Origin of the sequence: Agrobacterium sp. a22-2, from assembly GCF_012276985.1 — a bacterium.
In the GTDB taxonomy this organism is placed as follows: domain Bacteria; phylum Pseudomonadota; class Alphaproteobacteria; order Rhizobiales; family Rhizobiaceae; genus Allorhizobium.
Genome location: NZ_JAAXMM010000002.1, coordinates 214653 through 241511, shown reverse-complemented (window position 1 = coordinate 241511; position 26859 = coordinate 214653). Strand labels below are relative to the sequence as shown.

The 26859-nt window shown below is 62.3% G+C and carries 28 protein-coding genes; 21 read left to right on the top strand and 7 right to left on the bottom strand.

The window, feature by feature from the left end:
- Nucleotides 1-21 precede the first annotated feature (21 nt).
- Nucleotides 22-1197, bottom strand: coding sequence for a phosphoserine transaminase (locus tag HFC70_RS04390; protein WP_168471995.1), 1176 nt, complete (start codon nucleotides 1195-1197; stop codon nucleotides 22-24).
- 314 nt (nucleotides 1198-1511) lie between these two features.
- Here HFC70_RS04390 and HFC70_RS04385 point away from each other — a divergent pair, with 314 nt between their 5' ends.
- Complete coding sequence (locus tag HFC70_RS04385) at nucleotides 1512-2087, top strand: DoxX family protein (RefSeq protein WP_168471994.1); 576 nt, start codon at nucleotides 1512-1514, stop codon at nucleotides 2085-2087.
- A gap of 83 nt (nucleotides 2088-2170) precedes the next feature.
- Here the strand turns inward: HFC70_RS04385 and HFC70_RS04380 are convergent, their stop codons facing one another.
- The 3 genes from HFC70_RS04380 to HFC70_RS04370 all read right to left on the bottom strand — a co-directional run bounded on the left by HFC70_RS04380 (nucleotide 2171) and on the right by HFC70_RS04370 (nucleotide 6741).
- Complete coding sequence (locus tag HFC70_RS04380) at nucleotides 2171-3001, bottom strand: outer membrane protein (RefSeq protein WP_168471993.1); 831 nt, start codon at nucleotides 2999-3001, stop codon at nucleotides 2171-2173.
- A gap of 215 nt (nucleotides 3002-3216) precedes the next feature.
- The gene (locus tag HFC70_RS04375) at nucleotides 3217-5538 is read right to left on the bottom strand and encodes a methyl-accepting chemotaxis protein (protein WP_168471992.1); all 2322 of its coding nucleotides are present in this window, start codon (nucleotides 5536-5538) and stop codon (nucleotides 3217-3219) included.
- 201 nt (nucleotides 5539-5739) lie between these two features.
- Nucleotides 5740-6741: an LLM class flavin-dependent oxidoreductase gene (locus HFC70_RS04370; RefSeq protein WP_168471991.1), complete on the bottom strand. Its 1002-nt coding sequence runs from the start codon at nucleotides 6739-6741 to the stop codon at nucleotides 5740-5742.
- Between the two features lie 173 nt (nucleotides 6742-6914).
- Between HFC70_RS04370 and ruvC the strand changes: the two genes are divergently transcribed.
- Genes ruvC through HFC70_RS04320 form a run of 10 tightly spaced genes read left to right on the top strand, consistent with a single transcriptional unit; the run spans nucleotide 6915 to nucleotide 12506 of the window.
- Nucleotides 6915-7427, top strand: a complete 513-nt coding sequence (gene ruvC / locus HFC70_RS04365) for a crossover junction endodeoxyribonuclease RuvC (protein WP_168471990.1) — start codon at nucleotides 6915-6917, stop codon at nucleotides 7425-7427.
- A gap of 58 nt (nucleotides 7428-7485) precedes the next feature.
- Nucleotides 7486-7737, top strand: coding sequence for an AbrB/MazE/SpoVT family DNA-binding domain-containing protein (locus tag HFC70_RS04360; protein WP_168471989.1), 252 nt, complete (start codon nucleotides 7486-7488; stop codon nucleotides 7735-7737).
- Nucleotides 7738-7740: 3 nt separating this feature from the next.
- Entirely contained in the window at nucleotides 7741-8154 is a 414-nt protein-coding gene (locus HFC70_RS04355) for a type II toxin-antitoxin system VapC family toxin (RefSeq protein ID WP_168471988.1), read from the top strand.
- Nucleotides 8155-8166: 12 nt separating this feature from the next.
- Nucleotides 8167-8784 carry a Holliday junction branch migration protein RuvA gene (gene ruvA, locus HFC70_RS04350; RefSeq protein ID WP_168471987.1) on the top strand — a complete coding sequence of 206 codons (618 nt, stop codon included), beginning with the start codon at nucleotides 8167-8169 and terminating at the stop codon, nucleotides 8782-8784.
- Between the two features lie 59 nt (nucleotides 8785-8843).
- Nucleotides 8844-9179 carry an AbrB/MazE/SpoVT family DNA-binding domain-containing protein gene (locus HFC70_RS04345; protein WP_168471986.1) on the top strand — a complete coding sequence of 112 codons (336 nt, stop codon included), beginning with the start codon at nucleotides 8844-8846 and terminating at the stop codon, nucleotides 9177-9179.
- Nucleotides 9142-9501 carry a PIN domain-containing protein gene (locus tag HFC70_RS04340; protein ID WP_168471985.1) on the top strand — a complete coding sequence of 120 codons (360 nt, stop codon included), beginning with the start codon at nucleotides 9142-9144 and terminating at the stop codon, nucleotides 9499-9501. The genes HFC70_RS04345 and HFC70_RS04340 overlap by 38 nt, the downstream gene beginning before the upstream one ends.
- On the top strand, nucleotides 9498-10538 hold the full coding sequence (gene ruvB / locus HFC70_RS04335) for a Holliday junction branch migration DNA helicase RuvB (RefSeq protein WP_168471984.1): 1041 nt from the start codon (nucleotides 9498-9500) through the stop codon (nucleotides 10536-10538). Before HFC70_RS04340 ends, ruvB begins: the two co-directional genes overlap by 4 nt.
- Nucleotides 10539-11438, top strand: a complete 900-nt coding sequence (locus HFC70_RS04330; RefSeq protein WP_168471983.1) for a metallophosphoesterase — start codon at nucleotides 10539-10541, stop codon at nucleotides 11436-11438.
- A 4-nt stretch (nucleotides 11439-11442) separates the two neighbouring features.
- Nucleotides 11443-11952, top strand: coding sequence for an NUDIX hydrolase (locus HFC70_RS04325; protein WP_168471982.1), 510 nt, complete (start codon nucleotides 11443-11445; stop codon nucleotides 11950-11952).
- Complete coding sequence (locus tag HFC70_RS04320) at nucleotides 11949-12506, top strand: DinB family protein (protein WP_168471981.1); 558 nt, start codon at nucleotides 11949-11951, stop codon at nucleotides 12504-12506. The genes HFC70_RS04325 and HFC70_RS04320 overlap by 4 nt, the downstream gene beginning before the upstream one ends.
- On the opposite strand, the gene HFC70_RS04315 is transcribed toward HFC70_RS04320, so the two are convergent.
- The 3 genes from HFC70_RS04315 to HFC70_RS04305 are packed head-to-tail and all read right to left on the bottom strand — an operon-like array spanning nucleotide 12503 to nucleotide 15485.
- Nucleotides 12503-13399, bottom strand: a complete 897-nt coding sequence (locus HFC70_RS04315; protein ID WP_168471980.1) for an NAD(P)-dependent oxidoreductase — start codon at nucleotides 13397-13399, stop codon at nucleotides 12503-12505. The genes HFC70_RS04320 and HFC70_RS04315 overlap by 4 nt on opposite strands.
- On the bottom strand, nucleotides 13396-14268 hold the full coding sequence (locus HFC70_RS04310; protein ID WP_168471979.1) for a glycosyltransferase: 873 nt from the start codon (nucleotides 14266-14268) through the stop codon (nucleotides 13396-13398). The genes HFC70_RS04315 and HFC70_RS04310 overlap by 4 nt, the downstream gene beginning before the upstream one ends.
- The gene (locus HFC70_RS04305) at nucleotides 14265-15485 is read right to left on the bottom strand and encodes an NAD-dependent epimerase/dehydratase family protein (protein WP_168471978.1); all 1221 of its coding nucleotides are present in this window, start codon (nucleotides 15483-15485) and stop codon (nucleotides 14265-14267) included. The genes HFC70_RS04310 and HFC70_RS04305 overlap by 4 nt, the downstream gene beginning before the upstream one ends.
- A 125-nt stretch (nucleotides 15486-15610) precedes the next feature.
- Between HFC70_RS04305 and ybgC the strand changes: the two genes are divergently transcribed.
- The 10 genes from ybgC (at nucleotide 15611) to glmM (ending at nucleotide 26771) form a co-directional block, all read left to right on the top strand.
- Nucleotides 15611-16051 carry a tol-pal system-associated acyl-CoA thioesterase gene (gene ybgC / locus HFC70_RS04300; protein WP_168471977.1) on the top strand — a complete coding sequence of 147 codons (441 nt, stop codon included), beginning with the start codon at nucleotides 15611-15613 and terminating at the stop codon, nucleotides 16049-16051.
- A gap of 241 nt (nucleotides 16052-16292) precedes the next feature.
- Nucleotides 16293-17012 (top strand): protein TolQ, encoded by a 720-nt coding sequence (tolQ, locus tag HFC70_RS04295; protein ID WP_168471976.1) that lies wholly within the window; start codon nucleotides 16293-16295, stop codon nucleotides 17010-17012.
- A 55-nt stretch (nucleotides 17013-17067) separates the two neighbouring features.
- Nucleotides 17068-17532: a protein TolR gene (gene tolR / locus HFC70_RS04290; protein WP_168471975.1), complete on the top strand. Its 465-nt coding sequence runs from the start codon at nucleotides 17068-17070 to the stop codon at nucleotides 17530-17532.
- Nucleotides 17533-17541: 9 nt separating this feature from the next.
- Entirely contained in the window at nucleotides 17542-18654 is a 1113-nt protein-coding gene (locus HFC70_RS04285; protein ID WP_168471974.1) for a hypothetical protein, read from the top strand.
- Between the two features lie 20 nt (nucleotides 18655-18674).
- Nucleotides 18675-19982 carry a Tol-Pal system beta propeller repeat protein TolB gene (gene tolB / locus HFC70_RS04280; protein ID WP_168471973.1) on the top strand — a complete coding sequence of 436 codons (1308 nt, stop codon included), beginning with the start codon at nucleotides 18675-18677 and terminating at the stop codon, nucleotides 19980-19982.
- 169 nt (nucleotides 19983-20151) lie between these two features.
- Nucleotides 20152-20682, top strand: a complete 531-nt coding sequence (gene pal / locus HFC70_RS04275) for a peptidoglycan-associated lipoprotein Pal (protein WP_168471972.1) — start codon at nucleotides 20152-20154, stop codon at nucleotides 20680-20682.
- Nucleotides 20683-20844: 162 nt separating this feature from the next.
- Nucleotides 20845-21810 (top strand): tol-pal system protein YbgF, encoded by a 966-nt coding sequence (gene ybgF, locus HFC70_RS04270; RefSeq protein ID WP_168471971.1) that lies wholly within the window; start codon nucleotides 20845-20847, stop codon nucleotides 21808-21810.
- A 16-nt stretch (nucleotides 21811-21826) separates the two neighbouring features.
- Nucleotides 21827-23131, top strand: a complete 1305-nt coding sequence (gene tilS / locus HFC70_RS04265; protein WP_168471970.1) for a tRNA lysidine(34) synthetase TilS — start codon at nucleotides 21827-21829, stop codon at nucleotides 23129-23131.
- Nucleotides 23132-23253: 122 nt separating this feature from the next.
- Nucleotides 23254-25203 (top strand): ATP-dependent zinc metalloprotease FtsH, encoded by a 1950-nt coding sequence (gene ftsH, locus HFC70_RS04260; protein ID WP_168471969.1) that lies wholly within the window; start codon nucleotides 23254-23256, stop codon nucleotides 25201-25203.
- 215 nt (nucleotides 25204-25418) lie between these two features.
- The gene (gene glmM / locus HFC70_RS04255) at nucleotides 25419-26771 is read left to right on the top strand and encodes a phosphoglucosamine mutase (protein ID WP_168471968.1); all 1353 of its coding nucleotides are present in this window, start codon (nucleotides 25419-25421) and stop codon (nucleotides 26769-26771) included.
- Nucleotides 26772-26859: the final 88 nt, after the last annotated feature.

The window sequence follows — 26859 nt, the reverse complement described above, 5'->3', positions numbered from 1 at the left end:
TGGGCAGCGGAGCCGAACCGCTTAGGCCGCAGCCTTGGAAAGCGTCGCCTTCTGGGTCTCAAAGGCCCAGGCAAGCCACGGCATCAGCGCTTCCATGTCTGATGTCTCGATGGTCGCACCGGCCCAGATGCGCAGGCCGGACGGGGCATCGCGATAGGCGCCGATATCGAAGGCGACGGCCTCCTTCTCGAGCAGGCCGACAACGCCCTTGGCAAAGGCCGCCTGGCCGTCTGCGTCAAGCGCCAGAACGTCCTTGTCGACGATGGTCAGGCAGACAGAGGTATTCGAGCGGGTCTCGTCGACCTTGGCCAGGTTGGCGAGCCAATCGGTCTTGGCGGCGAAATCGAAAATCACCTTCGCATTGGCATCGGCACGGGCGATCAGGGCCGGCAGGCCGCCGAGCGACTTCGCCCACTGCAGGGCATCGATATAGTCCTCGACGCACAGCATCGACGGCGTGTTGATGGTTTCGCCGGTGAAGATGCCCTCGATCAGCTTGCCACCCGAGGTCATGCGGAAGATCTTCGGCAGCGGCCAGGCCGGTACATAGGTGGTCAGACGCTCGACAGCGCGCGGGCTGAGGATCAGCATGCCGTGGCCGCCCTCGCCGCCCAGCACCTTCTGCCAGGAGAAGGTGACGACGTCGAGCTTGGAGAAGTCCATGTCCTGCGCGAAAGCCGCCGAGGTGGCATCGCAGATCGTCAGGCCCTTGCGGTCGGCCGGAATGAAATCGGCATTAGGAACCCGCACACCCGAAGTGGTGCCGTTCCAGGTGAAGACCACGTCGCGGTCGAAATCGACGGCGGAAAGGTCCGGCAACAGGCCATAATCGGCGTTGAATTTGCGAACGTCGGCCAGCTTCAGCTGCTTGACGACATCGGTAACCCAGCCAGCGCCGAAGCTTTCCCAGGAAAGCATGTCAACGCCGCGCTCGCCGAGCAGCGACCACAGTGCCATTTCGACGGCGCCGGTGTCGGACGCCGGAACGATGCCGATGCGGTAATCCGCCGGCACGTTCAAAATTTCGCGGGTGAGATCGATGGCCTGCTTGAGCTTTGCCTTGCCGACTTTGGCGCGGTGCGAACGACCGAGCGGGGCATCGGAAAGCGCTTCGAGCGACCAACCGGGGCGCTTCGAGCAAGGGCCAGAAGAAAAATGGGAATTGTTCGGACGCAGGTCCGGCTTCGTCGTCGTCATGATGCTATCCTTCCAGATAGAAAGCCTCTCGTTAGGGAGAGGTGGCCTGCCCCGGTGAATAGCTGTGTCGCCCTTTGCCGTCAAGTCGTTTTTATCGAACAGAGTGTCGTTCTTTGGACGTATAAAACTGGGCCGCAACACTCAACTTCATTGATTTATGTCAACGGCATCGCTGCAGGCCCGTATAGTTTGACAGTTGTTATTTGCCGGCACCCAAGCACGGCAACCGTTCATGAAACCGCAGCACCTGTGCCAGACACGCCGATATCCCGTCGGCATGCTGACGGGCGCCTATTTCAAAGAAAGAGATAGAGATGACCGACCTCCCCTTTTCCAACGACCGGCAACGCCTGTGGATCCCAGCCCTTGGCGGATTTTATGATCGGTTTGCGCAACCTTTTGCCTGGACGGCCTTTCGCGTCGCGATCGGCGGCATGCTGGTGGTCGAAGGCTGGCCGAAGATCATGGCGCCGCTCGCCCAGGTCGGCTTCGTCGAAAATCTCGGCTTCTATCCCGGCTGGGTCTGGTCGCCGTTCCTGGCGGCACTGCAATTCTTCGGCGGCTTCATGATCGCCATCGGCCTTTTGACCCGGCCGCTGGCGCTCGCCAACATGGTGATGCTGGCCATCACGCTATGGTTCCATTTCGCCTTCCCCTATGGCCACGCGCTCTTGACGGATGCCGGCATCGAGGCCCTGAAAGCCGGCGGCGACTTCTTCACGCCGGACGGCGTCAAGCGACTTGCCGACGGAGGAACAAAATTCCTGGAACAGGTCCAGACCAAAGCCGAACTCGCCTCGCTGTTCTGGACGGGCGGCGCCGGCCTGTTGGCAGCCTTCGGCGGCGGTTACTGGTCAATCGACCGGCTGGTCCTGAAGAAGGAATTCTGATCAGCCAATCGCTTTATACAAACGAAAACGCCCGCATCCTTGTCGATGCGGGCGTCGTCATTGAGTCTGGGGCCGTGAAAGGCTTACTTGTAGACGATCGGCTGCGGAGGCGGCTCGTAGGCCACCGGCTGGTCGCAGGCGCCGAAGCTGTAGCGGGCGCCGACGCGGGCTTCATGCATGTTGAAGCCCTTGTCTTCGCCGGGGCCGCCGCCGAGATTGTAGCCGAACATGTCGCCGCCGGAGATATGACGGAAGCGATAGCCGATATCGGCCTTGATATTGCAGGTCACGTCGATCGACGCACCGGCCATCAGCGCATAGGTCAAACGCCAGCTGCCCTTGCCGTCGTGGTCGACGGTCGGATCGCAATTGGTCGGATCGGTCGTGTCGCACGATGTGTTGTGCAGGTCTTTCCACTTGACGTAGGAGCCACCGATACCGGCGCCGACATAAGGGGTTACGGCGCCATAGGTGCCGAGATCCACATAGGCATTGGCCAGCAGGCTGTAGACCGTCATGGACGAGATATCCGAAGAGGTGCAGTCGTCGGAAACGCCGCACGAACCGCTGGTCGAGCCGTCGAAGTCGGCCTTGGTCAGGTAATCGAAGGTCACGTCCGTGCGCAGGTAATTGTTGACCTGGTAACCGACACCGGCGCCGAGCAGGAAGCTGTCCTTCAGGTCCGCGCTGGCGAAGTCGACGCTGTTGGCGTTGGAGCCCTGGAAATACTTGGCACCCTTCATGTCGTTGAACGAATAGCCGATATCGCCGCGCAGGTACCAGCCCGACGCTTCCGAGACCACGACTTCCGGCGCCTCTGTGATCGGCATCGGCTCGGGCTGATAGACATCGGCGGAATAGGCGGTGGTCGCCGCCAGAAGCGCGAAAGCCGCGCTCAAAAGACCCAGTTTCATGGCGATATTCTCCAAATCCTCGTTGATCCACAGGCCATTTCGCGGCCACCATCCTGATCTCGCTTGGATAATGAAGAAGAAAAGTTAAAGGGCGATTAACTACGTCTGTTTACTTTAAATTGCATCGCGCATCGAACAGTACTGTTGCAGATAAAGACAAACCGGCGGCAACGTCTCCGTCACCACCGGTTGAATATGTCCTGGATAATGTTGCTTTAGCCGGCCCGCCGATAGGCCACTGCCAGTGGCCGCTGTCCGCCCTGGTTGCCTGTCCCCTCCGCCAGCCGGAAGTGACCAAGCCGTTGATCCATCTCGACGGCTTCCGAGGCCAGCTTGTGAATGGCCGCCGTCGTCTCCTCGACCATGGCGGCGTTCTGCTGCGTCATGCCGTCGAGAGCCGCAACCGAACCGTTGATCTCGACGAGGGTGCGTGCTTCTTCGCGGGTCGAATGCATGATCTCGCCGATCTGGCCGTTGATGGCCGTGACATGGGCGCCGATGGCCTGGAGGGCAGAACCCGCCTTTTCGACCAGGCTCACGCCGCTGTCCACTTCGACCGTCGACTTGGCCAGCAGTTCCGAAATCTCCTTGGCGGCGGTCGACGAACGCTGCGCCAGCGCCCGCACTTCCTGCGCCACGACGGCAAAGCCCTTGCCGCTTTCGCCGGCCCGCGCCGCCTCGACGCCGGCGTTCAGGGCCAGCAGATTGGTCTGGAAGGCAATTTCCTCGATCACGCCGATGATCTGGTTGATCTGGCGTGACGAGGTCTGGATGGCCTCCATCGCGGCAATCGTATCGTGCATGATCTGGCCGGACTGCTCGGCGCCGCTCTTGGCGTCCCCGGCAATGCGAGCCGCCTGCTCGGCCTTGGCGATCTGGATCTTCACCTCGTCGGTGATCATCTTGATGGCACTGGCCGTTTCGGTCAGCGCTGCGGCCTGCCGCTCGGTACGCTCGGCCAACTGATCGGCACCGGCCCGCATCTCCTCGGATCCTTCGCGCACCGCGATCGAGTTGCCGCCGATGCCCGACAGCGTGTCGCTGAGCGTCGAAATCGCCTTGTTGAAATTCTGCCGCAGGCCGTCGAGTTCCGGCGGGAAGCGGGTGTCGATCTGGTGGCCCAGATCGCCCGCCGCCAGCCGGTCGAGCCCGGCATCCAGTGCCGCGACAACCTCCTGCAGGGTCCGCGCCTCGGCATCCCGTTCCGCCAGACGTTGGCGGCGTTCAAGCTCGGATTGCGCACGGGTCGCGTCATTGGCCGCCTCAAGCCGGCGCTGTTCCAGCAGTTTTGTGCGGAACTGCTCCAGCGATCGGGCCATGGTGCCGATCTCGTCGCGACGCTCCTGGTTTGCCACGACATCGTCGAGCTTGCCCTCCGCCACATTGCCGGTGACAACCGCCAGGCGCGTCAGCGGCGCAAACAGCCGGCGTGTCAGCACGCCGGTGGCAATGGCCATCACGACCAGTACACCAAGGCCGATCAGCGTCAGGAAGCCGGCGATCTGCAGGGAGCCGGCGCCCAGTTCCGACATCAGCAGGCTCTCGACCACCAGGATCGGTTCGCCACCGTAGGTGACCGACCGACCATAAGCACGCGCGGCACCATCGGCACGGCTGAAATCGTTGATCGCCAATTGATCGGACGGCGCCGCCTGGCTGGATAGGCCAAAGGCCGCGGGATCGATATCGACGAGCTTGCCGCCGGCATCCAGGCCGATGGCAGTGTTGCCCGAAACAAAAGCAGCCTGTTCGCTGCTGTCGGCGGCGATGCCCTTCGACAACAGGCTGGCGACGGCACTGTCGCGCAGCTGGAAGAGAATGATGCCTTTCAAAGCCGCGAACTTGACGACCGGCACCGCAAAGTAGATTTCGGGCGACGCCGCATCCGGACCAATCTTCAGCCCGGAAAATGCAGTCTGCGCCACATCGTCCACGGCCTTTGACGCCGCGTCGAGGCCTTTGGCGTAAGCGCGGCCGATGCCGGTTGCGGCCAGCGGTCCGCTAGCGATGTTTTCGGCGAAAAAGGCGTCCTTCTTGTAGGAATAGATGACATTGCCGTTCTGGTCGGCAATCAGCAGGTCGCTGAACTGGGTGTCGGCCAGAAAACCGGCGACATCGCCCTGGGCCTTTTCATGGGTCGAATAATAAAAGCCGCTTGGGCCCTCCGGCTTCAGCAGCTTTTCGCGCTCGGTCGCACCATGGGGGTTCTTGGTGACGAAGGCGTCGCGCAGCTCGGCCTTGGCATCGCCGGAGGTCTTGGTGATGGTGTTCCAGCCGCTCTTGAGACCTGACAGAGACTGCTGCAAGGCCTCGAACTTGGCGATAGAACTCGCCTGGCTTTCCATCTGCATCAACTGTTCGCGAAGCATGTCGCCGCGGAATATCAGCGTGCTCTGCATCGACTGGTAGGTCTGCCGGGCAAAGACCGAGCTGGAGCTGAAATAGGCAAGACTGGCCAGAACGCCGACTGACAATGCAGTCAGCAGGAGAAAAATCCCGATGACCTTGGAGGAGAGTGACCTGAATCCAAATACCATGACCGTTCCCGAACTTCGCTGGCGCCGCCGCGGAGAGAGCCAGGCGAGCGCGTTGAACGAAACACAACCCCGGTTACGGCCTCCTCCGACCACCGGGACTGCATTCCCATTCTGCCACCATTCCGTTACTTGTTTAAATGGCCGTTAATGGAGCCCGCAGTTTCTTGCAATTCGGTACGAAAGGCCTGGATTTGCGGGCTTTCAGGCTGCTGCCCGCATCAATTGCCCCAGTCCGGCAAAAAGCTCGACGGATCTAAGGCGCGCCTCGACATCATGGACAGGCATCGAGATGATCAGCTCGTCGGCACCGGTTTCCGCCAGGAACTGTGAAAGCTTGTCGCCGGCGGTGCGCTGCGAGCCGACGACGGCATAGCGCAGCGTGTGCTCGACGCTGAACTTCTCCATCTCGCTCCAGACCCCGTCCATGCTGTCGACCGGCCGTGGGAACGGCCGGCGAATGTTGCGGCGCAGATTGACGAACTGCTGCTGTGACGAGGTGAAATGCCGTTCGGCCTCGGCATCGGTGTCTGCCACCACGCCCATGACACCGACCATCATATAGGGTTCGGCCAGATCGGCAGAGGGCTGGAAGCGGTCGCGATAGATCGAGATTGCCTCCATCAGCGAATCCGGCGCAAAATGCGAGGCAAACGCATAGCGAAGGCCCAGCGCTGCTGCCAGATGGGCGCTGTAGAGGCTGGAGCCGAGCAGCCAGATCGGCACGTTGCTGCCCATGCCGGGTACCGCCAGCAGGGTCTGATCGTCACCGGGCGATCCCAGCAACCGCTGCAATTCGATGATATCGTTCGGAAAGCTCTCGGCGCCCGCCTCCAGATTGCGCCGCAGAGCCCGCGCCGTGCGCATGTCGGTGCCCGGCGCACGGCCGAGGCCGAGATCGACGCGGCCAGGAAACAGCGCCTCCAGCGTGCCGAACTGCTCGGCGATCACCAGCGGCGAATGATTGGGCAGCATGACACCGCCGGAGCCGATCCGGATCCGCTTGGTGGCCGCTCCGACATGACCGATGACGATGGAGGTCGCGGCACTGGCGATCCCGGGCATGCCGTGATGTTCGGCGAGCCAGAAGCGATTGTAGCCGAAGGCTTCCGCCGTCTGCGCCATGCGGCGCGACGCATCGAGCGCTTCGCTGACGCTATGACCTTCGGAAATCGGCGACAGGTCGAGAATGGAAAACGGGATCATCGGCAAGGGGCCTTCACAAAACGGGGAGCATAAAAAACGGTTTAGTTTCTCATGTAGTCACGTCCTTTGAAATTACCAATATTTAGCCATCCGACAGCCGCGCAATTGGCGCATGTTTTTGTTTTGTTCACTTTTCGCTGGCACTTCTGCAATTCGGAAGGATATCATCGGCCATGCACAACGCGATTCGCATTATCGGCATCGACCCCGGCCTGCGCCGCACCGGCTGGGGCGTCATCGAGACATTAGGCAATTCGCTGCGCTTCGTCGCCTCAGGCACGGTGACATCCGACGGCGACATGGATCTGGCATCCCGGCTCTGCCAGTTGCATGACGGCCTGGCGGAAATCGTGCACAGTTATCAGCCGCACGAGGCGGCCGTGGAGCAGACCTTCGTCAACAAGGATGCGGTGGCCACCCTGAAGCTCGGTCAGGCCCGCGGTATTGCCATGCTGGTGCCGGCCCGCGCCGGCCTTCCGGTCGCCGAGTATGCACCCAATGCTGTGAAGAAATCGGTGATCGGCGTCGGCCATGGCGACAAGAAGCAGATCCACATGATGCTGAAGATCCTCATGCCGAAGTCGGAGTTCAAGGGCGACGACGCCGCCGATGCGCTGGCCATCGCCATCTGCCACGCCCACAATCGCGGCGGCGACCGCATGCGCAAGGCGCTGCTGGCCGGCTAGTTTGTTCTTGACTTGTTCCGAACGTAAGATATTTTCTTACCACAAACGGAGCGGGATCATGCGCGTCACATCCAAGGGACAGGTCACCATACCACGCGATTTGCGCGAACTGGTCGGCATCACGCCGAACAGCGAGGTCATCTTCACCATTGAGGACGGAAAGTTGACGCTGGCGCCCAAGGATGGCCTTAAGCCCGACGCCGACCGGAAGCGTCTGGCCGCTTTCCTGCAATCGCTCGATGCCCTTGAGGGAACGGGCGACCAGACGATCGACGCCGATGCGTTGATGGCCATGACCCGGGACCGCTGATCCATGGCAACCCTTGTCGACACGAACATACTGGTGGATGTCGCGGTGCGCGACCCGGTCTGGCTCGGCTGGTCGCGGACCGCCCTGACCCGCGCCGCCGCCGAGCAGCCGCTGGTCATCAATCCGGTCATCTACGCGGAATTTTCCGTGCGCTACGACGATATCGACACCGTCGATCAACTGCTGCCGCAAACCGATTTCCATCGCGAGGGACTGCCCTGGGCTGCGGCCTTTGCCGCGGGCGTCGCTTTCCGGAAGTACCGTTTGCATGGCGGACTGCGCGACCGTGTCCTGCCGGACTTCATGATCGGCGCCCATGCCGCCATCCGCGGCTATTCGATCCTGACACGCGATCCGAAAGGCTACCGTGCGTATTTCCCGATGGTTCCCCTCATCTCCCCCGAAACCCATCCCTGACGGACATTCCCCATGATCGGCAAACTTAAAGGTACCATCGAGGAGATCGGCGACGATTACGTGCTCGTCGACGTGCATGGCGTCTGCTACGTCGCTTTTTGCTCGTCGCGCACGCTCGGCCGGCTCGGTTCGCCGGGTGAAGCGATCGTGCTCTACATCGAGACCTATGTGCGCGAGGACCAGCTGAAGCTGTATGGCTTCATGACGGCGCTGGAGCGCGAATGGTTCAACCTGCTGCAAAGCGTGCAGGGCGTTGGCGCCAAGGTGGCGCTGGCCGTGCTGTCGACGCTGACGCCGGGCGAACTGGCCAATGCCATCGCGCTGCAGGACAAGACCTCGATTTCACGGGCGCCCGGCGTCGGCCCCAAGGTCGCGACGCGGCTGGTGATCGAACTGAAGAACAAGGCACCAGCCTTTGCCGGAGACGCGGGCGCCAATATCGGCCTGAAGCAGGAACTCGGCGAAGGCGTCGCCTCGGCACCGGTCTCCGACGCTGTTTCGGCGCTGACCAATCTCGGCTACTCCCGCGACCAGGCCGCCAATGCGATTGCCGCCGCCTTGAAGAACGGCGGCGAGGACGCCGACAGCGCCAAGCTGATCCGGCTGGGGCTGAAGGAGCTGTCACGGTGACATCCTTGCTCGGCGAGCATTTCCTTACTATGATACAAAAGTAAGGACAGGAGGCAGCCATGGGCTACGGAGCAAAGCTGACATCGAAGGGACAAACGACGGTTCCCATCGAGATCAGGAAATTCCTGGATTTGACGCCGGGAGATCACATCGATTTCGTGATTGAAAATGGTGAGGTCAAGCTGAAAGCAAAAACCAGAAGCATCATGGAGTTTGCCGGGATACTAGGATCTCCTTCGACCGGCTCAGATAAGCCTATTGGCGAAGTCGATGACGTGATTGCCCAGTCCTTGGCCGACGACGACCGGAGAATTATGCGTGATTGGAATAGACACCAACGTGCTGCTAAGATTTCTGATGACCGACGATCCGGGCCAACACGCAAAAGCAGTTGAGTTCTTCCGCGGCCGATCCGCAGAGAGCCCCGCCTATGTGTCTCTCCTGGTTTTCGTCGAGACCTGCTGGGTGATGAAAAGTCACTATCGGATCACCAACAGAAAAATCAGCTTGCTGTTCAGCGGCCTGATGGACAGTCGTGAGATCGTATTTGAAGATCCCGACTTTATCGCCAGCATATTTTCTGCGAATGGCTTCGAAAAGCTGGATATCTCGGACTATGTTATCGCAGCGATTGCAACAAAGGCGGGCTGCCTGAAAACCGTCACCTTTGACAATGCCGCCGCCCGCCGCGTGCCCGGAATGGAACTGCTCGCATGACCGAACCAGCCCGTCTGATCACCCCGGAAAAGAAGGGCGAGGATCTCGACACCACCCTGCGGCCGCAGACGCTGGACGAGTTCACCGGCCAGGCGGAGGCGCGCGCCAACCTGAAGATCTTCATCGAGGCCGCCAAGAACCGCGGCGAGGCGCTGGATCATGTGCTGTTCGTCGGCCCGCCCGGCCTCGGCAAGACGACCCTGGCGCAGATCATGGCGAAAGAACTCGGCGTCAATTTCCGCTCGACCTCCGGTCCGGTCATTGCCAAGGCCGGCGATCTCGCCGCCCTTTTGACCAATCTCGAAGAGCGCGACGTTCTGTTCATCGACGAAATCCATCGGCTCAGCCCGGCCGTCGAGGAAATCCTCTATCCGGCCATGGAGGATTTCCAGCTCGACCTGATCATCGGCGAAGGCCCGGCGGCCCGCTCGGTGAAGATCGACCTGTCGAAATTCACGCTGGTTGCCGCCACCACCCGTCTCGGCCTGCTGACGACGCCGCTGCGCGACCGGTTCGGCATTCCGGTGCGCCTCTCCTTCTACACCGTCGAGGAACTGGAGGTGATCGTCAGGCGCGGCGCGCGGCTGATGGGCCTTGGCATGACCGACGACGGCGCCCGCGAGATTGCCAGGCGGGCCCGCGGCACGCCGCGCATTGCCGGCCGCCTGCTGCGCCGGGTGCGCGATTTCGCCGAGGTCGCCCGTGCCGAAGCCGTCACCCGCGACATCGCCGACGAGGCCTTGACCCGCCTGCTGGTCGACAATATGGGCCTCGACCAGCTTGACAAGCGTTACCTCAACATGATCGCCGTCAATTTTGGCGGCGGCCCGGTCGGCATCGAGACCATCGCCGCCGGCCTGTCCGAGCCACGCGACGCCATCGAGGACATCATCGAGCCCTACATGATCCAGCAGGGATTTATCCAGCGCACGCCGCGCGGCCGTGTTCTGACCGCAAATGCGTGGAAACATCTGGGTCTGCAGCCTCCGAAGGACATGGAGGCCGCGCAGTTCAGGCTGACGCTCGAGGACGATTGATTGATCAACAGACGGAATTTTTTGAAAACGCTCGGCGGCGGTGTCGCCGGCATGATGGTCCTTGGCTCCTATGCCTTCGCGATCGAACCCCTCGCCCGGCTCAACATCACCCGCTACGCCCTGACGCCACCCGGCTGGACCCCGGGCCTGAAGCTGCGAATCGTGGCGCTCGCCGATATCCACGCCTGCGAACCCTGGATGTCGGCCGACCGCATCGCCACGATCTGCGCCCGTGCCAATGACCTGGGTGGCGACGTCACCGTTCTGCTCGGCGATTATGTCTCCGGCATGAAGCTGACGACTGGTCAGGTCGCCCCGGACAGATGGGCGGCGGCCCTCTCGACGCTCAAAGCCCCCCTCGGCGTCCATGCGGTGATGGGCAATCACGATTGGTGGGAAGATAGCGAAGCCCAGGACGAAGGTGTCGAGACCTTCAGCCACCGCGCCCTGCGCGACGTCGGCATATCCGTGCATTCCAACACGGCGATCCGGCTGGAAAAGGATGGCGGCGCCTTCTGGATCGCCGGCCTCGAAGACCAGATCGCCTTGCTGCCCAATCCAAAGAAGAACCGCCATCGCGTGCAGGGCCTGCACGATCTCGACGGCACGCTGGCCAAAGTGACCGATGATGCGCCGGTGATCCTGCTGGCCCACGAGCCCGACATCTTTCCCGACGTGCCGCGCCGGGTGGCCCTGACATTGTCCGGCCATACCCATGGCGGACAGGTCCGACTGTTCGGCCACGCGCCGGTCGTGCCGTCGCGCTTCGGCGACAAATATGCCTATGGCCATGTGGAGGAGAACGGCTGTAATCTGATCGTCTCGGGCGGGCTCGGCTGCTCGATCGCGCCGATCCGCTTCGGCTCGCCGCCGGAAATCCTCGTCATCGATTTGGGATAGGCTGATGGCCAAGCGCACCATGATCACCATCAAGGCCAAACCGAAGCGGTTCAACTACCGCATCGCCGGCCTTGGCTTTCGCGATGGCCATGTCCTGGTCCATCGCGCCACCCATGAGGCCTTCTGGAGCTTTCCCGGCGGCCGCGCCGAGATCGGCGAGACATCGGCAGAAACCCTCAAACGCGAAATGGTCGAGGAACTGGGCGTCGAGGTTACCGTCGGTCCCCTGCTCTGGGTGGTCGAGAACTTCTTCCATTATGAGAAGCGCGACTGGCACGAACTCGGCTTTTACTACCGCATGGAGATCCCTCAGCATTTCCCCTTTCATCCGACCGATATCGTTCACCGTTTGGCAGACGGCGGCAACGATCTCGAGTTCAAATGGGTGGAAGCGACCACCGCCAGCCTGACCGCGCTCGATATCCCGCCCTATTTCATCGCCGAGCAGATCGAAACTTTGCCGGAAACGACACGCCATCTCGTATGGTTTGACGGGGAGCTTGACGACAAATGACCGACCCGGCCCGCGTCTTCCGAAAGCTCGCCTATGCCAATGTGCTGGCCAATCACCGGCTGCATGCCGCCTGTTCGGCCCTGCGACCGGGAGAATTCGAAGCGGCGCGCATCAGTTTCTTCCCCTCGATCCGCGCCACCTTGAACCACATCCTGATCGTCGACTGGTTCTATGTCGACGCGCTGGAAGGCGGGACGCTGGGCCCGAAGGCCTTTGAAAACCGCGAGCCCTTCCCGGAACTGCCGGCACTTGCCCAGGCACAGACCGACGTCGACCGCCGCCTGATCGCCCTTTGCGACGGTCTGAATGGCGAAAAATTGAGTGCCATCGTCAACGTCCATCGTGGCAGCCGCATCCAGCACGACCGATGCGACGATATCCTCAGCCATCTGTTCCAGCACCAGACCCACCATCGCGGCCAGGTGCATGCCATGCTGTCGGGCACCAGCGTCAGGCCACCGCAACTGGACGAGTTCATCGTCGGCGACGATGCGGCCGCCCGTACCCAAGACATGGCGGCTCTCGGATTGACCGAGGCGGATTTGATGCGTTAGCCGGCCTGCACCTCGGAACCAACCAGTCGCCGAACCGTCTCTTCCAGCAGCTTTTGCCCACCCGGTTGCCAGCCGAGTGCCCGGATCCTGGCCGTCGGCATTTCCGCGACAGCCCCTTTGTCCGCGACCTCCGGCAGCGGATGCGGACAGTGCGTCGCTTTCTGCACAAGAGCGAGAATGTCATACCGGTCGGCAACGATATCGGAGACGTTGAACACCTGACCGCTGATCTTCGGCGCCTCGGTCTCCAGCATCAGCCGAACCGCCCGGCCCACATCGCGCCCGTGCACCTCCGAGCCTGCCCGCGCCGCAATCGGCCGGCCCGCCAGGTAATCATCGACCAACGCGTCCCATTTGTTGGGCCGGAGATCGCCATAGACACCGGTCAACCGCAGGCTGGCGCCGGCGAAACCCGGCGATGTCAGATCCCGCAGCACCTGCTCGGCCGTCAGCTTGACTGCGCCATAAAGCGTCTGCGGCGAGAGTTCCAGGTCTTCGTCCAGCGCCGTCCCGGAGGCGACCCCGTCATAGACCGCGCGGCTCGACAGGAAGACGCAGCGCCGGACGCCGGCCCGTCTGGCCGTCTCGAACAGGCTGACCGTGCCATCGAGATTTCTGCGGCGGAAGCCCGAGGGATCATCCCCCTCCCCGCCGCGATAGTGTCCGGGCAGATGATCGAACGCGGCATGCACGAAGAAATAGGCCTCGTCGAAAGCCGAGATCTGGTCCAGGTCGGCATCAAGCAACAGCGGCACGGAACGCACCGGCTTGGAAAACAGCGAAGGCTGCGGTGCGTGGCGCCCGCCGACCGTCACGTCATAGCCAGCCGCCAGCAGATCCTCGACGATATAGCGTCCGACCAACCCGGTGCCGCCGGAGACCAACACCTTCATGCGGCCGCAACCCCTGTGGGATTGGAAAGCGACGCAATCTCCGGAATGTCCCTGCCGGTATAATAGGCCTGCCACAGAGCAATCAGCGGCTTCAGCCTGTCCGCCTTGGGATGATCCGCCTCCCACGGTTTTTCATACTGGTAATGCAGAACGGATATGCTCTTCCAGTCCCAGAGCTCCGGCAGGGCGAACCACACATATTGCAGCATGTTCATGAACACCGGCAGCCCGTGCCAGTCGGGAAAATAGTCCTCGAGAAAGGTCTGGTCGGTGCGCCGCCAGAAGGCACCCGGCTGGTCGAGCCGCTTCAGCATGGCCTCGAACGTCGCCAGCGACGGCCGAGCAACGAACACACCGGAATTTAACCGGTGAAAATCGGCAAGGCTTTCATAGACATTCGGCGCGGCGGAAAATTCGGGATAGTCGAACAGCCTGTCGATCGTCTTCAAGACGATCGCATCGGCATCGATGAATATGCAGGCTCGGTAGTCGATCAACTGCCAGAGCCTGAGCTTGCAGAAATTGTCGAGCGGCGAGTGGAAGGCCGGCTTGCGCCCCTTGGTAAAGGGCGCCGCGGCATGTACCTGGCTCTTGGCGTGGCGCGCGTTGAAACCGTCCGACAGCGGCAGATGATCGACCTCGACCAGCCGGCAACCGAAGGGCTGTAGCGGCTCCAGCTCGTCGGCCCGAACGCCGTCCGTATGCAGCACGACGATGTCGGCGTGGCTGCCCGTGAGCCTGATGGATCGGGCGAGCGCCAGTGCGCCCATGGCATAATCGCCATTCGTCACCAGCGTGACATAGGCCTCGCGGGAACTGGCGGGGGTCGCAGAGCGCATCCCCCGCAGCATCTCGGTTCCCATCATCATGACACCGATTTCAGCCGCTTGCCTTCCGGATCACGGTTGATGGTCTGGGCGATGTCCTTGGTCCAGGCGGAAACTGCCGGAACACGCGACCGGTCGACGCGATAGGAGAACTTTTTCGCCACATCGACGATCTCGGCCAGCAGGCCGCTTTCCAGCGTCGTCGGCTCCAGCCCGAGTTCCAGGAACTTGTCGTTCCGGACGATCAGTTCGTTCTCGGCCGCTTCCTTGCGCGGATTGGGCAGCCAGGCGACGTCGGCGCCGGAAATCTTCGCAATCATCTCGGCCAGATCGCGAACCCGATGGGTCTCGGTCATCTGGTTGAAGATCTCCACCCGCGCGCCACGGACCGGCGGATTGTTCAGCGCAATCTCGATGCAGCGCACCGAATCCTGGATGTGGATAAAGGCGCGGGTTTGGCCGCCGGTGCCATGCACGGTCAGCGGATAACCGATCGCCGCCTGGATCAGGAAGCGGTTGAGAACCGTGCCGTAATCGCCGTCGTAATCGAACCGGTTGATCAGCTGCGCATGGCGCCGGGTCTGCTCCGTATGGGTTCCCCAGACGATGCCCTGGTGCAGGTCGGTAATGCGCAGGCCATCATTCTTGGCGTAGAACTGGAACAGCAGCTGATCGAGGCACTTGGTCATGTGGTAGATCGAGCCGGGATTGGCCGGATAGAGGATCTCCTGGCTGACCGAGCGGCCGTCGGCCGTCTCGATGCCGACCGGCAGATAGCCCTCGGGAATGGCCGCGCCAACCGTCGAGTACCCGTAGACGCCCATGGTGCCGAGATGGACGAGATGCGCATCGAGATTGAGTTCGGTCAGCGCATTCAGGAGATTGTGCGTGGCGCTGACATTGTTGTTGACCGTGTAGTTCTTGTGGCGGTCGCTCTTCATCGAATAGGGTGCGGCCCGCTGTTCGGCGAAATGGATGATGGCGTCCGGCCGGTTTTCGGCAAGCCAGCTCTTCAGCAGTTCGTAGTCCTTGGCGAGATCGATCAGATGAAAATGAATGCGGCGGCCGGTCTCGGCATGCCAGATGCGGGTGCGTTCCTGAATGCTGTCCATCGGCGTCAGGGATTGCACGCCAAGCTCGGTATCGATCCAGCGGCGCGAAAGATTGTCGAGGATATGGATTTCGTGACCCGCATCGGACAGATGCAATGAGGTCGGCCAGCCGATAAACCCGTCGCCGCCCATTACTGCTATTTTCATGGAATCGTCTCCTGTGGTCACGTGATAGACGACCGTGATAATGCCGATTTGTGACAGAACTACAACGGCCGGCCCAGGTCGACCCTCCCTTCGGCCCCGGCCAAACTGCTGTAAAGGATAACAAGATGATAGATGTCAGTCCGCAGTTGAGCGGCGAACTGTCCGACAATGGACACCGGTTGTTCCAGCGGGTTTATTACGAGGACACCGACTTTTCCGGCCTCGTCTACCATGCCCGCTACCTGCACTTCCTGGAGCGCGGCCGTACGGATTACCTGAGATGTCTCGGGGTGGAACAAAGTGCCCTGCAGACGGTCGATGCGGAGGGCCTGGTGTTCGTCGTGCATCGCATGGAGGTCGACTTCAAGAGCCCGGCGCGCATGGATGATATCCTGCTGATCGAGACATCGACCGAAAAGGCCGGTGGCGCCAAGATGGTTCTCAAGCAGCAGATCAGCAGCGGCGGCCGCCTGTTGATCTTGGCCACAGTCATCATCGCCGTTGTCAACGCCAAGGGCCGCCCTCGCAGACTGCCGGAAGAACTGGCCGCCAAGTTTCTCGCATGATGCATCATATGCAATACTATGGTGCTAACGCTCCGTTAACCGTAATGATGTCTTAATCACTCCAATTGGATTTGTGCGGTGCACGCCTTCCTTTAACCAAATTTGAAGGCAAGAAGGCAGACTGGGTGCTTGGGGCTAGACCAGGGCGTTCCACGGAAGCCCCCGGACACATCTTGGCAGTAATACCACTTGAATCGCCCGGTCTCGCGCCGGGCGTTTGGATTTCGGGGACGAAAGAGCGATGGAACAAGTAGGATTGGCAGCGGCGACCCATGATGTAAGTCTGTGGTCGCTTTTCATTCAGGCCGGCCTTGTGGTGAAACTCGTCATGCTCGGCCTGATCGCCGCATCGGTCTGGACCTGGGCGATCGTGATCGACAAAGTCATGAGCTTTTCCCGCGCCCGGCGCCAGTTCGACCAGTTCGAACAGGTGTTCTGGTCCGGCCAGTCGCTCGAAGAGCTGTATCGCACGCTTGCCGAGCGCACCAATACCGGCATGGCGGCGATCTTCGTGGCGGCCATGCGGGAGTGGAAGAAAAGCTTCGAGCGCGGCGCCCGTTCGCCGATCGGCCTGCAGATGCGTATTGACCGCGCCATGGACGTGACGCTGGCCCGCGAGGCTGAAACGCTGGAAGCGCGCCTCAGTTCGCTGGCCACCATCGGCTCGGCCGGCCCCTTCATCGGCCTGTTCGGCACCGTCGTCGGCATCATGACCTCCTTCCAGGCCATCGCCGGATCGAAGTCCACCAACCTGGCGGTCGTGGCGCCCGGTATCGCCGAAGCGCTGCTGGCAACCGCCATCGGCCTGGTGGCCGCCATTCCCGCCGTCATCGCCTACAACAAGTTTTCCGGCGAGGCCGGCAAGCTCTCGGCGCGCATGGAAGGCTTTGCAGACGAATTCTCTGCCATTCTTTCGCGCCAGATCGATGAGAAGCTGCAGCCGCGTCAAGCCGCGCAGTAAGGGCAGCGCGTTAGTGGCAGCGCAGTAAACAAGCTTGAAGGCTGAGGGTTAGACGATGGGTATGGCAGCTGGAGGAAATGGCGGCGGAGGCGGCGGTCGTCGCGGACGGTCGCGGCGCGGCGGTGGCAAGCGCGGCCTGGTCAGCGAAATCAACGTCACGCCGCTGGTCGACGTCATGCTGGTGTTGCTGATCATCTTCATGGTCGCCGCACCGATGATGACCGTCGGCGTGCCGATCGACCTGCCCGAGACCCAGGCCAAGGCGATGAACTCCGATACCCAGCCGATCACCATTTCGGTCAATCCGGCGGGTGAGATTTATCTGCAGGAATCCGTTATCGCGCTGGAGGAAGTGGTTCCGAAACTCGAGGCGATCGCCACCACCGGCTACAATGAACGCATTTACGTGCGTGGCGACACGACCGCCGCCTACGGCACTGTCATGAAGGTCATGGCGCAGATCTCTGCCGCCGGCTTCAAGAATATCGGCCTTGTAACACTGCAACAACAGGACGAGTGATCCGCCGCAATGAAGGGCAGCCTTGTCACATCTGCTATTCTGCACGTCACCGCGCTGGCATTCGCGCTGATGTCGCTCGGCTCGCCGGCCTCTTTCGAGGTCGCCGATGTCGAAGCGTTGCCTGTCGATATCGTGCCGATCGAGGAACTGACGCAGATCCAGCAGGGCGACAAGAGCGCGCCGCTGAGCGAAAAGCCCGCCCCCGTTCCGACCAAGAAGCCGACGCCCGTCGAAAATGCCGAAAACGTCGGCGACAACGATGTCGACCTGAAGACCCCGCCGACGCCGATCAACAAGCCCGTGGTCACCGAGACCGCGGCCGCGCCTGAAAAGGTCGAGAAGGTCCAGCCGACGATCGACGACGAGACCAACGACGTCAAGGAAGTCGCCAAGGAAGAAACGGTGACGGCACCGGCCACGGAAGTTGCCGCCAAGGCCGAGCCGCCGCGCGAGGTGACGCCGGAGACCAAGCCCGAACCGACGCCGCAGGAACAGCCGCCGGAAGAAGCCCAGGCCGAAGAAATCCCGCTACCCGAAAACGTGCCAGTGCCGGCTTCCAAGCCGAAGCCGGAGCCGACCAAGGTGGCCGAGGCAAAGCCCGCCGAGACCAAGCCCGCCGAAGCCCAGACCGCCAAGACCCCGGACCGCAAGCAATCCGACAAGGCCCAGGAAACCGCCAAGTCGAAATCCTCCAAGGAGAGCGATTTCAATGCCGACGAAGTGGCGGCCCTGCTGAACAAGACCGAAGCCGTCGGCGGCGGCGCCAAGCGCTCGCCCGACAAGGCCTCGGCCGGCGGCAAGAAGACCACCGGAACCAAGCTCAGCCAGAGCGAGATGGACGCGCTTCGCGGCCAGATCCAGAACAACTGGTCGATCATGTCCGGCATTGCCGATGCCGACGGCATCCAGATCACCGTGAAGTTCAGCCTCGACCAGGATGGCATGCTGGTCGGGGACCCCGAAGTGTCCGCCAGCGGCGGTTCGCCATCCGCACAGCGGGTGCTGATGGGTGGCGCCAAGCGCGCCGTCCTCAAATCGGCGCCCTTTAAGAACCTTCCCAGAGACAAATATGATGCTTGGTCCGAAGTGATCGTCCATTTCGATCCAAGCGAATTGCTGTAAGAGCTGAAAGGCTTGCCCTTATGAAGACATTCTCTCTCTTTCGCCTCCTGATCGTCGTTGCCGGTCTCGCGGGCGCCTTTGCGACACCGGCTGCGGCCGTGGTCGAGATCAACATCAACAAGGGCAATGTCGAGCCCATGCCGATCGCCATCACCGACTTCGTGTCGGGCGATGGCATCGGTGCCAAGATCTCCGCTGTCGTCGAAGCCGACCTCAAGCGCTCGGGCCTGTTTGCTCCGGTCAACCGGGCCGCCTTCATCGAGAAGATCTCCAATCCCGACCAGGCACCGCGCTTTGAGGACTGGAAGGTCGTCAACGCCCAGGCACTGGTCGTCGGCCGCATCACCAAGGAGGCCGATGGTCGCCTGCGCGCCGAGTTCCGCCTGTGGGACACCTTCGCCGGCCAGCAGATGACCGGCCAGCAGTTCTTCACCCAGCCGGAAAACTGGCGCCGCGTCGCCCATATTATCGCCGACGCGATCTATGAGCGCATCACCGGCGAAAAGGGCTATTTCGATACCCGCATCGTCTTCGTCTCGGAAAGCGGCTCCAAGGTCGACCGCAAGCGCCAGCTCGCCATCATGGACCAGGACGGCGAGAATGTCCGCATGCTGACCGGCACCAAGGACATCGTCCTGACGCCGCGCTTTTCGCCGAGCCGCCAGGAAGTGACCTACATGTCGTTTGAAGGCCAGCAGCCGCGCGTCTATCTGCTGCAGCTGGAAACCGGACAGCGCGAGGTGGTCGGCAATTTCCCTGGCATGACCTTCAGCCCGCGCTTCTCTCCCGATGGCCAGAAGGTCATCATGAGCCTGCAGCAGGACGGCAATTCCAACATCTACACCATGGACCTGCGCTCGCGCACCACGACCCGCCTGACCAACACGGCGGCCATCGATACCTCGCCGTCCTACTCGCCGGACGGTAGCCGCATCGTCTTTGAAAGCGACCGCGGCGGCCGCCAGCAGCTCTACGTCATGGGCGCCGACGGCTCCGGCCAGCAGCGCATCTCGTTCGGCGACGGGTCCTATTCCACGCCGGTCTGGTCGCCGCGCGGCGATCTTATCGCCTTCACCAAGCAGTCCGGCGGCAAATTCTCGATCGGCGTGATGAAGACCGACGGTTCGGGCGAGCGCATCCTGACCACCGGCTTCCACAACGAAGGCCCGACCTGGGCACCGAACGGCCGCGTGCTGATGTTCTTCCGCCAGTCTGCCGGTGCCGGTGGCCCTCAGATGTACTCGATCGACCTGACCGGCTACAATGAACAGCTGGTGCGCACGCCGACCTACGCATCCGACCCGGCCTGGTCGCCGCTGCTGGAATAGGATGTTAGAATAGCCGAGAGGCGCTCTGCCTCTTTGTTGCCGCAAAGTCTCGTGTAAGAACCCTGATAGGGCGCGATTTTAGACAAAATTAACCACGTTCGTTTGAGGCCGGTTAACCGAGAATGGTTATTGTTCGGCAACCCTAATGGACAATGCAAGGAGACCGGCGATGAGCCGCATTCACACTCCGGCGAAAAGCCGTATGCAGCAGCTGGCAACCAATCCGGTGATCGTGGCCATCGCCATGACGCTGGCACTGGCTGGTTGCGCCTCGAAGAAGAACCTGCCGAACAGCGCGTCCGAACTCGGCCTTGGCGCCGGCGCCGCGACGCCCGGCTCGACCCAGGACTTCACCGTCAATGTCGGCGACCGGATCTTCTTCGACACCGATTCGTCCTCGATCCGTGCCGACGCCCAGGGCATCCTGACCCGTCAGGCGCAGTGGCTGGCCAAGTATCCGCAATATGCCATTACCGTTGAAGGCCATGCCGACGAACGCGGCACCCGCGAATACAACCTGGCACTCGGCGCACGCCGTGCCGCCGCCACCCGCGACTTCCTGGCCTCGCAGGGTGTTCCTGCCCAGCGCATGAAGACCATTTCCTACGGCAAGGAACGGCCGGTCGCGGTCTGCGACGACATTTCCTGCTGGTCGCAGAACCGCCGCGCCGTGACGGTTCTCGGCGGCGCCGGAATGTAAAGTGCATCCGTTTCGGATGGGATGAGCGGGGCGGCCGAAAGGCCGCCTTTTGCTTTTGTCCACACTTTGGCCGAACTTCAGTTGCTTTTTGCGGGCAATTGGAAAAACTCCTGTCCGCGCCGTTGCGGCGCTTGGATCAAACTCGAAACAGGAAAGAACGACATGAAGAAACTTGTCATGGCCGGGATGCTGGGGCTGGCAGCATTCGTTGGCTTGCATGGCAGCGCAAGTTCCTTGCCGCTCCTGCCGATGGACGGTGCGCCCAAGGCATCGGCAAGGGCGCAAGCCGGGCAGCCGGTTCAGCTGGTGCAATTGGCGGACCCCGCCGTCCGCGTTCAGCAGCTGGAAGAGGAAATCCGCGCCCTGAACGGCCGGATCGAGGAAATGAGCTTCCAGATCCTGCAGATGCAGGAACAGATGCGCAAGACTCAGGAAGACAACGAATTCCGCTTCCAGGAGCTGGAAAAGAGCGAGACCGGCGCGACCCGCCCGCGCGACACGCCGGTCGCCCGCAATGTCACGCCCGATCAGGGAAGCTCGGTGACCGATATCATCACCCAGTCCCAGGACACCGCAGTGTCCCGGGACACCGGGGCTGGACAGGCGCCGCCGGAGACCGTTCTGGGCTCGATCGAGCTGGACGCCAACGGCATGCCGCGCGCGGCAACCCTCAACGGAGAGGCCGGCGCAAATGCCAGCCTCCCCGGCGTGGAAACCACCAACGCCCCGAAAGTTGCCTCGCTCGACCGCGAGGCCGATGTCTACCAGGTGGCCTACGGCCATGTGCTGTCCGGCGACTACGGTCTTGCCGAAACGGAATTCAATGATTTCCTGGCCCGCTATCCCAAGAGTGCCAAGGCAGCGGATGCCAATTTCTGGCTCGGCGAGGCGCAATATTCGCAGGGCGATTTCGGCAATGCGGCCAAGACCTTCCTCAACGCCCACCAGGCCTATGGCAAATCGGCCAAGGCGCCGGAAATGCTGCTGAAGCTCGGCATGTCGCTGGCCGCCCTCGACAACAAGGACACCGCCTGCGCCACCCTGCGCGAAGTGTCGAAGCGTTATCCCAGTGCCTCGCGCGCTGTCCTTGGCAAGGCGACCAGCGAACAAAAGCGGCTGGCCTGCTGATCAAGCGCCGCCGCCCGTGAGCAACGCCTCTCTTTCTCCTGAAAATGCCACCCTTCAGTTCCTGCGCAGCCTGCGACATCCGACCCGCCTGCTCGTCGCCATCTCCGGCGGCAGCGATTCGACCGGCCTGCTGATTGCTCTGCATCAGGCTTTGCGCGACAATTCGTTCCCCCACGTCACATTGACCGCCGCCACGATCGACCATGCCCTGCGCGGCAATTCCGCAGCCGAGGCCGAAGACGTGGCAAGACTCTGCGCCAGGCTCGGCATTCCCCACCGCATCCGCCGCTGGCACGGTGAGAAACCGGCAACCGGCATTTCTGCCGCCGCCCGGAACGCACGCTACCGCCTGCTGGCGGATGCCGCCGTCGAGCTTGGCGCCACCCTCATCCTGACCGCCCATACGGCCGAAGACCAGGCCGAGACCATCGCCATGCGCGCCGCCCGAAGCGATGACCATGGCGCCGCCGGTCTCGCTGGCATGGCCGATGCCGTGCTGTATGACCGCCGCATCTGGATCGCCCGGCCCCTGCTCGCCTGCCGGCGCGCCGACATCCGGCGACTGCTGAGCGATAGCGGCACGGGCTGGATCGACGATCCGAGCAATACGGATACCCGCTACGAACGCGTCCGGACGCGCCAGACCTTCGCCGGGACCGGCCTGCCGGCGCTGGACCCGCAACCGGCAGCCCGGCGGCTCGCCCTGTCAGCCCGCGCCGCCGACCGGCTCCGCAGCCATGCAAAAGCCATCGCCGGCGCCGTCTTGCAGATTGCGCCGGCCGGCCTGGCAGAGCCCGACGACGATCTGCGTCATGCGCTGGGCGCGGCCATCGCCACGGTCGGCGGTCGTGTCCATGGTCCCGGCCGCGACAGCATGGACCGCGTCATGGCCTTCCTTCGCCGACCGCCCGGAGGCCAGTTGACGTCAGGACGCACGGTGCTTGCCCATGGCCGCGACGGCCTGTTCGTCCTGCGCGAGAACCGCGGTATTTTGCCGCTGGCAATAGCGCCGGGCGAAGTTGGCCTATGGGACGACCGGTTCGACATTGCCAATCTCTCGGATCAGCTCCTTACCGTCGAAGGCGACGGCGACAGTCCCAAGCTTGTTGGTCACCTGCCGCCGGGGCTGGCTCGCCTTGCCCGCAAGGGCTTGCCGCGCGTCAGCCGCGGCGATGACGGCCAGCCTGTCGCGCCGCACGAGGCGCGGATCTCCGCCCGGATCGCCCCTTATGATCTTTTCCTGCCGCGCTTCGATCTGCAACTGGCCGATGCCATGGCAACTATATTCGGTCGCGACGGCTATTTGCCGCCGCCGTTTTAGGGCTTATTGACGGAAAACACAGATGGCGGCGCGGTTTGCCTTGGCAAGGACGCTCTGCAATCCTATGTTACAGCAACATAAAGCAGCCGCCCTGCGCGCTGAGCACATTCCTGGGGAGTTCAATGAACCCGAATCTGAGAAATTTCGCGCTTTGGGCCATCATTGCCCTCTTGCTGATCGCCTTGTTCAGCATGTTCCAGACGTCGCCGTCCCAAACCAGTTCGCGCGAAATTCCGTATTCGCAGTTTCTGCGCGAGGTTGATTCCGGCCGCGTCCGCGACGTGACCGTGACGGGCAACCGGGTGATCGGCACCTATGTCGAAAATGGCACGGCCTTTCAGACCTATGCCCCTGTCATCGACGACAACCTGCTTGAAAAGCTGCAGACCAAGAATGTCATGATCGTCGCCCGTCCTGAAACCGATGGGTCCTCGGGCATTTTAAGCTATATCGGCACATTGCTGCCGATGCTGCTGATCCTTGGCGTCTGGCTGTTCTTCATGCGCCAGATGCAGGGCGGCGGCCGCGGTGGCGCCATGGGCTTCGGCAAGTCGAAGGCCAAGCTGTTGACCGAAGCGCATGGCCGCGTCACGTTTGAAGACGTTGCCGGCGTCGACGAAGCCAAGCAGGACCTTGAGGAAATCGTCGAATTCCTGCGGGATCCGCAGAAATTCCAGCGGCTCGGCGGCCGCATTCCCCGCGGTGTTCTCCTCGTCGGTCCTCCGGGCACCGGTAAGACGCTGCTGGCGCGCGCCATTGCCGGCGAAGCCAATGTGCCGTTCTTCACCATTTCCGGTTCCGACTTCGTCGAAATGTTCGTCGGCGTCGGCGCATCCCGTGTGCGCGACATGTTCGAGCAGGCCAAGAAAAATGCGCCCTGCATCATCTTCATCGACGAAATCGACGCCGTCGGTCGCCATCGTGGCGCCGGTCTCGGCGGCGGCAATGACGAGCGCGAACAGACGCTCAACCAGCTGCTGGTCGAGATGGACGGCTTTGAAGCCAACGAAGGCGTCATCCTGATCGCCGCGACCAACCGTCCCGACGTTCTCGACCCTGCTTTGCTGCGTCCGGGCCGTTTCGACCGTCAGGTCGTTGTGCCCAATCCCGACATCGTCGGCCGCGAGCGCATCCTCAAGGTTCATGCCCGTAACGTGCCGCTGGCGCCGAATGTCGACCTGAAGGTTCTGGCCCGTGGTACGCCCGGCTTCTCCGGTGCCGATCTGATGAACCTCGTCAACGAAGCCGCCCTGATGGCCGCCCGCCGCAACAAGCGTGTCGTCACCATGGCCGAATTCGAAGACGCCAAGGACAAGATCATGATGGGTGCCGAGCGCCGCTCGTCCGCCATGACCGAAGCCGAAAAGAAGCTGACCGCCTATCACGAGGCCGGTCACGCCATCTGCGCCCTGAAGGTTGCCGTCGCCGATCCGCTGCACAAGGCGACGATCATTCCGCGCGGCCGTGCCCTTGGCATGGTCATGCAGTTGCCGGAAGGCGACCGCTATTCGATGAGCTACAAGTGGATGGTGTCGCGCCTTGCCATCATGATGGGCGGACGCGTTGCCGAAGAGCTGACCTTCGGCAAGGAAAACATCACCTCCGGCGCATCCTCGGATATCGAGCAGGCCACCAAGCTTGCCCGCGCCATGGTCACTCAATGGGGCTTCTCCGATGTTCTGGGCCATGTCTCCTACGGTGAAAACCAGCAGGAAGTGTTCCTCGGCCATTCGGTGTCGCAGTCGAAGAATGTTTCGGAATCGACCGCCCAAAAGATCGACTCGGAAGTGCGCCGCCTGATCGACGAAGCCTATACCCAGGCCACGCAGATCCTTACCGACAACCATGATGGCTTCATCGCCATTGCCGAAGGCCTGCTGGAATACGAGACCCTGTCCGGCGAAGAGATCAAGGCTCTGATCCGCGGCGAAAAGCCGGCCCGCGATCTCGGTGATGACGGTCCGTCGAACCGCGGTTCCGCCGTGCCGAGCACCGGCACGAAGAAGGACGGCCCGGCCGACGCCAAGGGCGGCGGTGAGCCCGAAGGCGGCCTGGAACCCCAGCCGCACTGAGCCGGTTACGATTGAGTAAAACAGGGCCATGTGCTGAAAGGCGCATGGCCCTTTTGTTTTCCGGTAACGGGTTATAATCGATTTTGATGGTAATTTACGTGCTTGGCGCTGCGAATTATGCGATGAGCGGCGATTGATAACCGCGCGATATCTTCGCCTGCCGATCGGATGCGGCACCTGCGATGGCGCGGACGACAGGATTTTCGGGAGAACCCATGACACGACGCTATTTTGGAACGGACGGGATCCGCGGGCAGTCCAACCTGTTTCCGATGACCCCTGATCTGGCCATGCGGGTCGGCATCGCCGTCGGCACGATTTTCCGGCGCGGCCACCATCGCCACCGGGTGGTGATCGGCAAGGATACGCGGCTGTCCGGCTACATGCTGGAAAACGCGCTGGTCGCCGGCTTCACCGCCGCCGGCCTCGACGTCTTCCTGCTCGGCCCCATTCCGACGCCGGCCGTCGCCATGCTGACCCGCTCGCTGCGCGCCGATATCGGCGTGATGATTTCCGCCTCGCACAATCCCTTTGCCGACAATGGCATCAAGCTGTTCGGCCCTGACGGTTACAAGCTTTCCGACGAGATCGAGGCGCAGATCGAGGCGCTGCTCGACCAGGACCTCTATGCGCAGCTCGCCAAGGCCGAGGATATCGGCCGCGCCAAGCGCGTCGACGGCGACATCTATCGCTATATCGAATTCGTCAAACGCACCCTGCCCCGCGATGTCACGCTGAATGGGCTGAGGATCGCCATCGATTGCGCCAATGGAGCCGCCTACAAGGTGGCGCCGGCAGCCCTCTGGGAACTCGGTGCCGAGGTCGTGACGATCGGCAACACGCCGAACGGCACCAATATCAATCTGGAATGCGGCTCGACCCATCCCTCCGCCCTGCAGAAGAAGGTGCATGAGATCCGCGCCGATATCGGCATCGCGCTCGACGGCGACGCCGATCGCGTCATCATCATCGACGAGAACGGTGCGATCGTCGATGGCGACCAGCTGATGGCGGTGATTGCCGAGAGCTGGGCCAACGAGGGCACCCTGAAGGGCGGCGGCATCGTGGCCACCGTCATGTCCAATCTCGGCCTGGAACGCTTCCTCGGCGATAAGGGCATGTCGCTGGCCCGCACCAAGGTCGGTGACCGCTACGTGGTCGAGCATATGCGCCAGAACAATTTCAACGTCGGCGGCGAACAGTCCGGCCATATCGTGCTGTCGGATTTCGGCACCACCGGCGATGGCCTGGTGGCAGCCCTGCAGGTGCTGTCGGCCGTCAAGCGCACCGGCAAGACGGTCAGCGAGATCTGCCACCGTTTCGATCCCGTCCCGCAGCTCTTGCGCAATGTGCGTATTTCCGGCGGCAAGCCGCTGGAAGACACCAAGGTCCTGCAGGCCATCGCCGATGCCGAGAGCGAGCTATCGCGCAACGGCCGCCTGGTCATCCGCCCCTCCGGCACCGAACCGCTGATCCGCGTCATGGCTGAAGGCGACGACCGCAGCCAGATCGAGCGCATCGTCAACGACCTGATCGGCGTGATTTCCCAGGCCAAGGTCGCGGCGTGAGGTCCGCCTGATCCTATTTTATAGATCTCATAAAACCACAGCTGCCTAGGTGCTGAGGGCCGAACTCCATCGGCCCGAGGCGGGCCTC

What these genes read in the sequence shown, in the direction of transcription:
- HFC70_RS04390 (WP_168471995.1), bottom strand. Translation starts at nt 1,197, where the DNA reads ATGACGACGACGAAGCCGGACCTGCGTCCGAACAATTCCCATTTTTCT.
- HFC70_RS04385 (WP_168471994.1), top strand. Translation starts at nt 1,512, where the DNA reads ATGACCGACCTCCCCTTTTCCAACGACCGGCAACGCCTGTGGATCCCA.
- HFC70_RS04380 (WP_168471993.1), bottom strand. Translation starts at nt 3,001, where the DNA reads ATGAAACTGGGTCTTTTGAGCGCGGCTTTCGCGCTTCTGGCGGCGACC.
- HFC70_RS04375 (WP_168471992.1), bottom strand. Translation starts at nt 5,538, where the DNA reads ATGGTATTTGGATTCAGGTCACTCTCCTCCAAGGTCATCGGGATTTTT.
- HFC70_RS04370 (WP_168471991.1), bottom strand. Translation starts at nt 6,741, where the DNA reads ATGATCCCGTTTTCCATTCTCGACCTGTCGCCGATTTCCGAAGGTCAT.
- ruvC (WP_168471990.1), top strand. Translation starts at nt 6,915, where the DNA reads ATGCACAACGCGATTCGCATTATCGGCATCGACCCCGGCCTGCGCCGC.
- HFC70_RS04360 (WP_168471989.1), top strand. Translation starts at nt 7,486, where the DNA reads ATGCGCGTCACATCCAAGGGACAGGTCACCATACCACGCGATTTGCGC.
- HFC70_RS04355 (WP_168471988.1), top strand. Translation starts at nt 7,741, where the DNA reads ATGGCAACCCTTGTCGACACGAACATACTGGTGGATGTCGCGGTGCGC.
- ruvA (WP_168471987.1), top strand. Translation starts at nt 8,167, where the DNA reads ATGATCGGCAAACTTAAAGGTACCATCGAGGAGATCGGCGACGATTAC.
- HFC70_RS04345 (WP_168471986.1), top strand. Translation starts at nt 8,844, where the DNA reads ATGGGCTACGGAGCAAAGCTGACATCGAAGGGACAAACGACGGTTCCC.
- HFC70_RS04340 (WP_168471985.1), top strand. Translation starts at nt 9,142, where the DNA reads ATGACCGACGATCCGGGCCAACACGCAAAAGCAGTTGAGTTCTTCCGC.
- ruvB (WP_168471984.1), top strand. Translation starts at nt 9,498, where the DNA reads ATGACCGAACCAGCCCGTCTGATCACCCCGGAAAAGAAGGGCGAGGAT.
- HFC70_RS04325 (WP_168471982.1), top strand. Translation starts at nt 11,443, where the DNA reads ATGGCCAAGCGCACCATGATCACCATCAAGGCCAAACCGAAGCGGTTC.
- HFC70_RS04320 (WP_168471981.1), top strand. Translation starts at nt 11,949, where the DNA reads ATGACCGACCCGGCCCGCGTCTTCCGAAAGCTCGCCTATGCCAATGTG.
- HFC70_RS04315 (WP_168471980.1), bottom strand. Translation starts at nt 13,399, where the DNA reads ATGAAGGTGTTGGTCTCCGGCGGCACCGGGTTGGTCGGACGCTATATC.
- HFC70_RS04310 (WP_168471979.1), bottom strand. Translation starts at nt 14,268, where the DNA reads ATGATGATGGGAACCGAGATGCTGCGGGGGATGCGCTCTGCGACCCCC.
- HFC70_RS04305 (WP_168471978.1), bottom strand. Translation starts at nt 15,485, where the DNA reads ATGAAAATAGCAGTAATGGGCGGCGACGGGTTTATCGGCTGGCCGACC.
- ybgC (WP_168471977.1), top strand. Translation starts at nt 15,611, where the DNA reads ATGATAGATGTCAGTCCGCAGTTGAGCGGCGAACTGTCCGACAATGGA.
- tolQ (WP_168471976.1), top strand. Translation starts at nt 16,293, where the DNA reads ATGGAACAAGTAGGATTGGCAGCGGCGACCCATGATGTAAGTCTGTGG.
- tolR (WP_168471975.1), top strand. Translation starts at nt 17,068, where the DNA reads ATGGGTATGGCAGCTGGAGGAAATGGCGGCGGAGGCGGCGGTCGTCGC.
- HFC70_RS04285 (WP_168471974.1), top strand. Translation starts at nt 17,542, where the DNA reads ATGAAGGGCAGCCTTGTCACATCTGCTATTCTGCACGTCACCGCGCTG.
- tolB (WP_168471973.1), top strand. Translation starts at nt 18,675, where the DNA reads ATGAAGACATTCTCTCTCTTTCGCCTCCTGATCGTCGTTGCCGGTCTC.
- pal (WP_168471972.1), top strand. Translation starts at nt 20,152, where the DNA reads ATGAGCCGCATTCACACTCCGGCGAAAAGCCGTATGCAGCAGCTGGCA.
- ybgF (WP_168471971.1), top strand. Translation starts at nt 20,845, where the DNA reads ATGAAGAAACTTGTCATGGCCGGGATGCTGGGGCTGGCAGCATTCGTT.
- ftsH (WP_168471969.1), top strand. Translation starts at nt 23,254, where the DNA reads ATGAACCCGAATCTGAGAAATTTCGCGCTTTGGGCCATCATTGCCCTC.
- glmM (WP_168471968.1), top strand. Translation starts at nt 25,419, where the DNA reads ATGACACGACGCTATTTTGGAACGGACGGGATCCGCGGGCAGTCCAAC.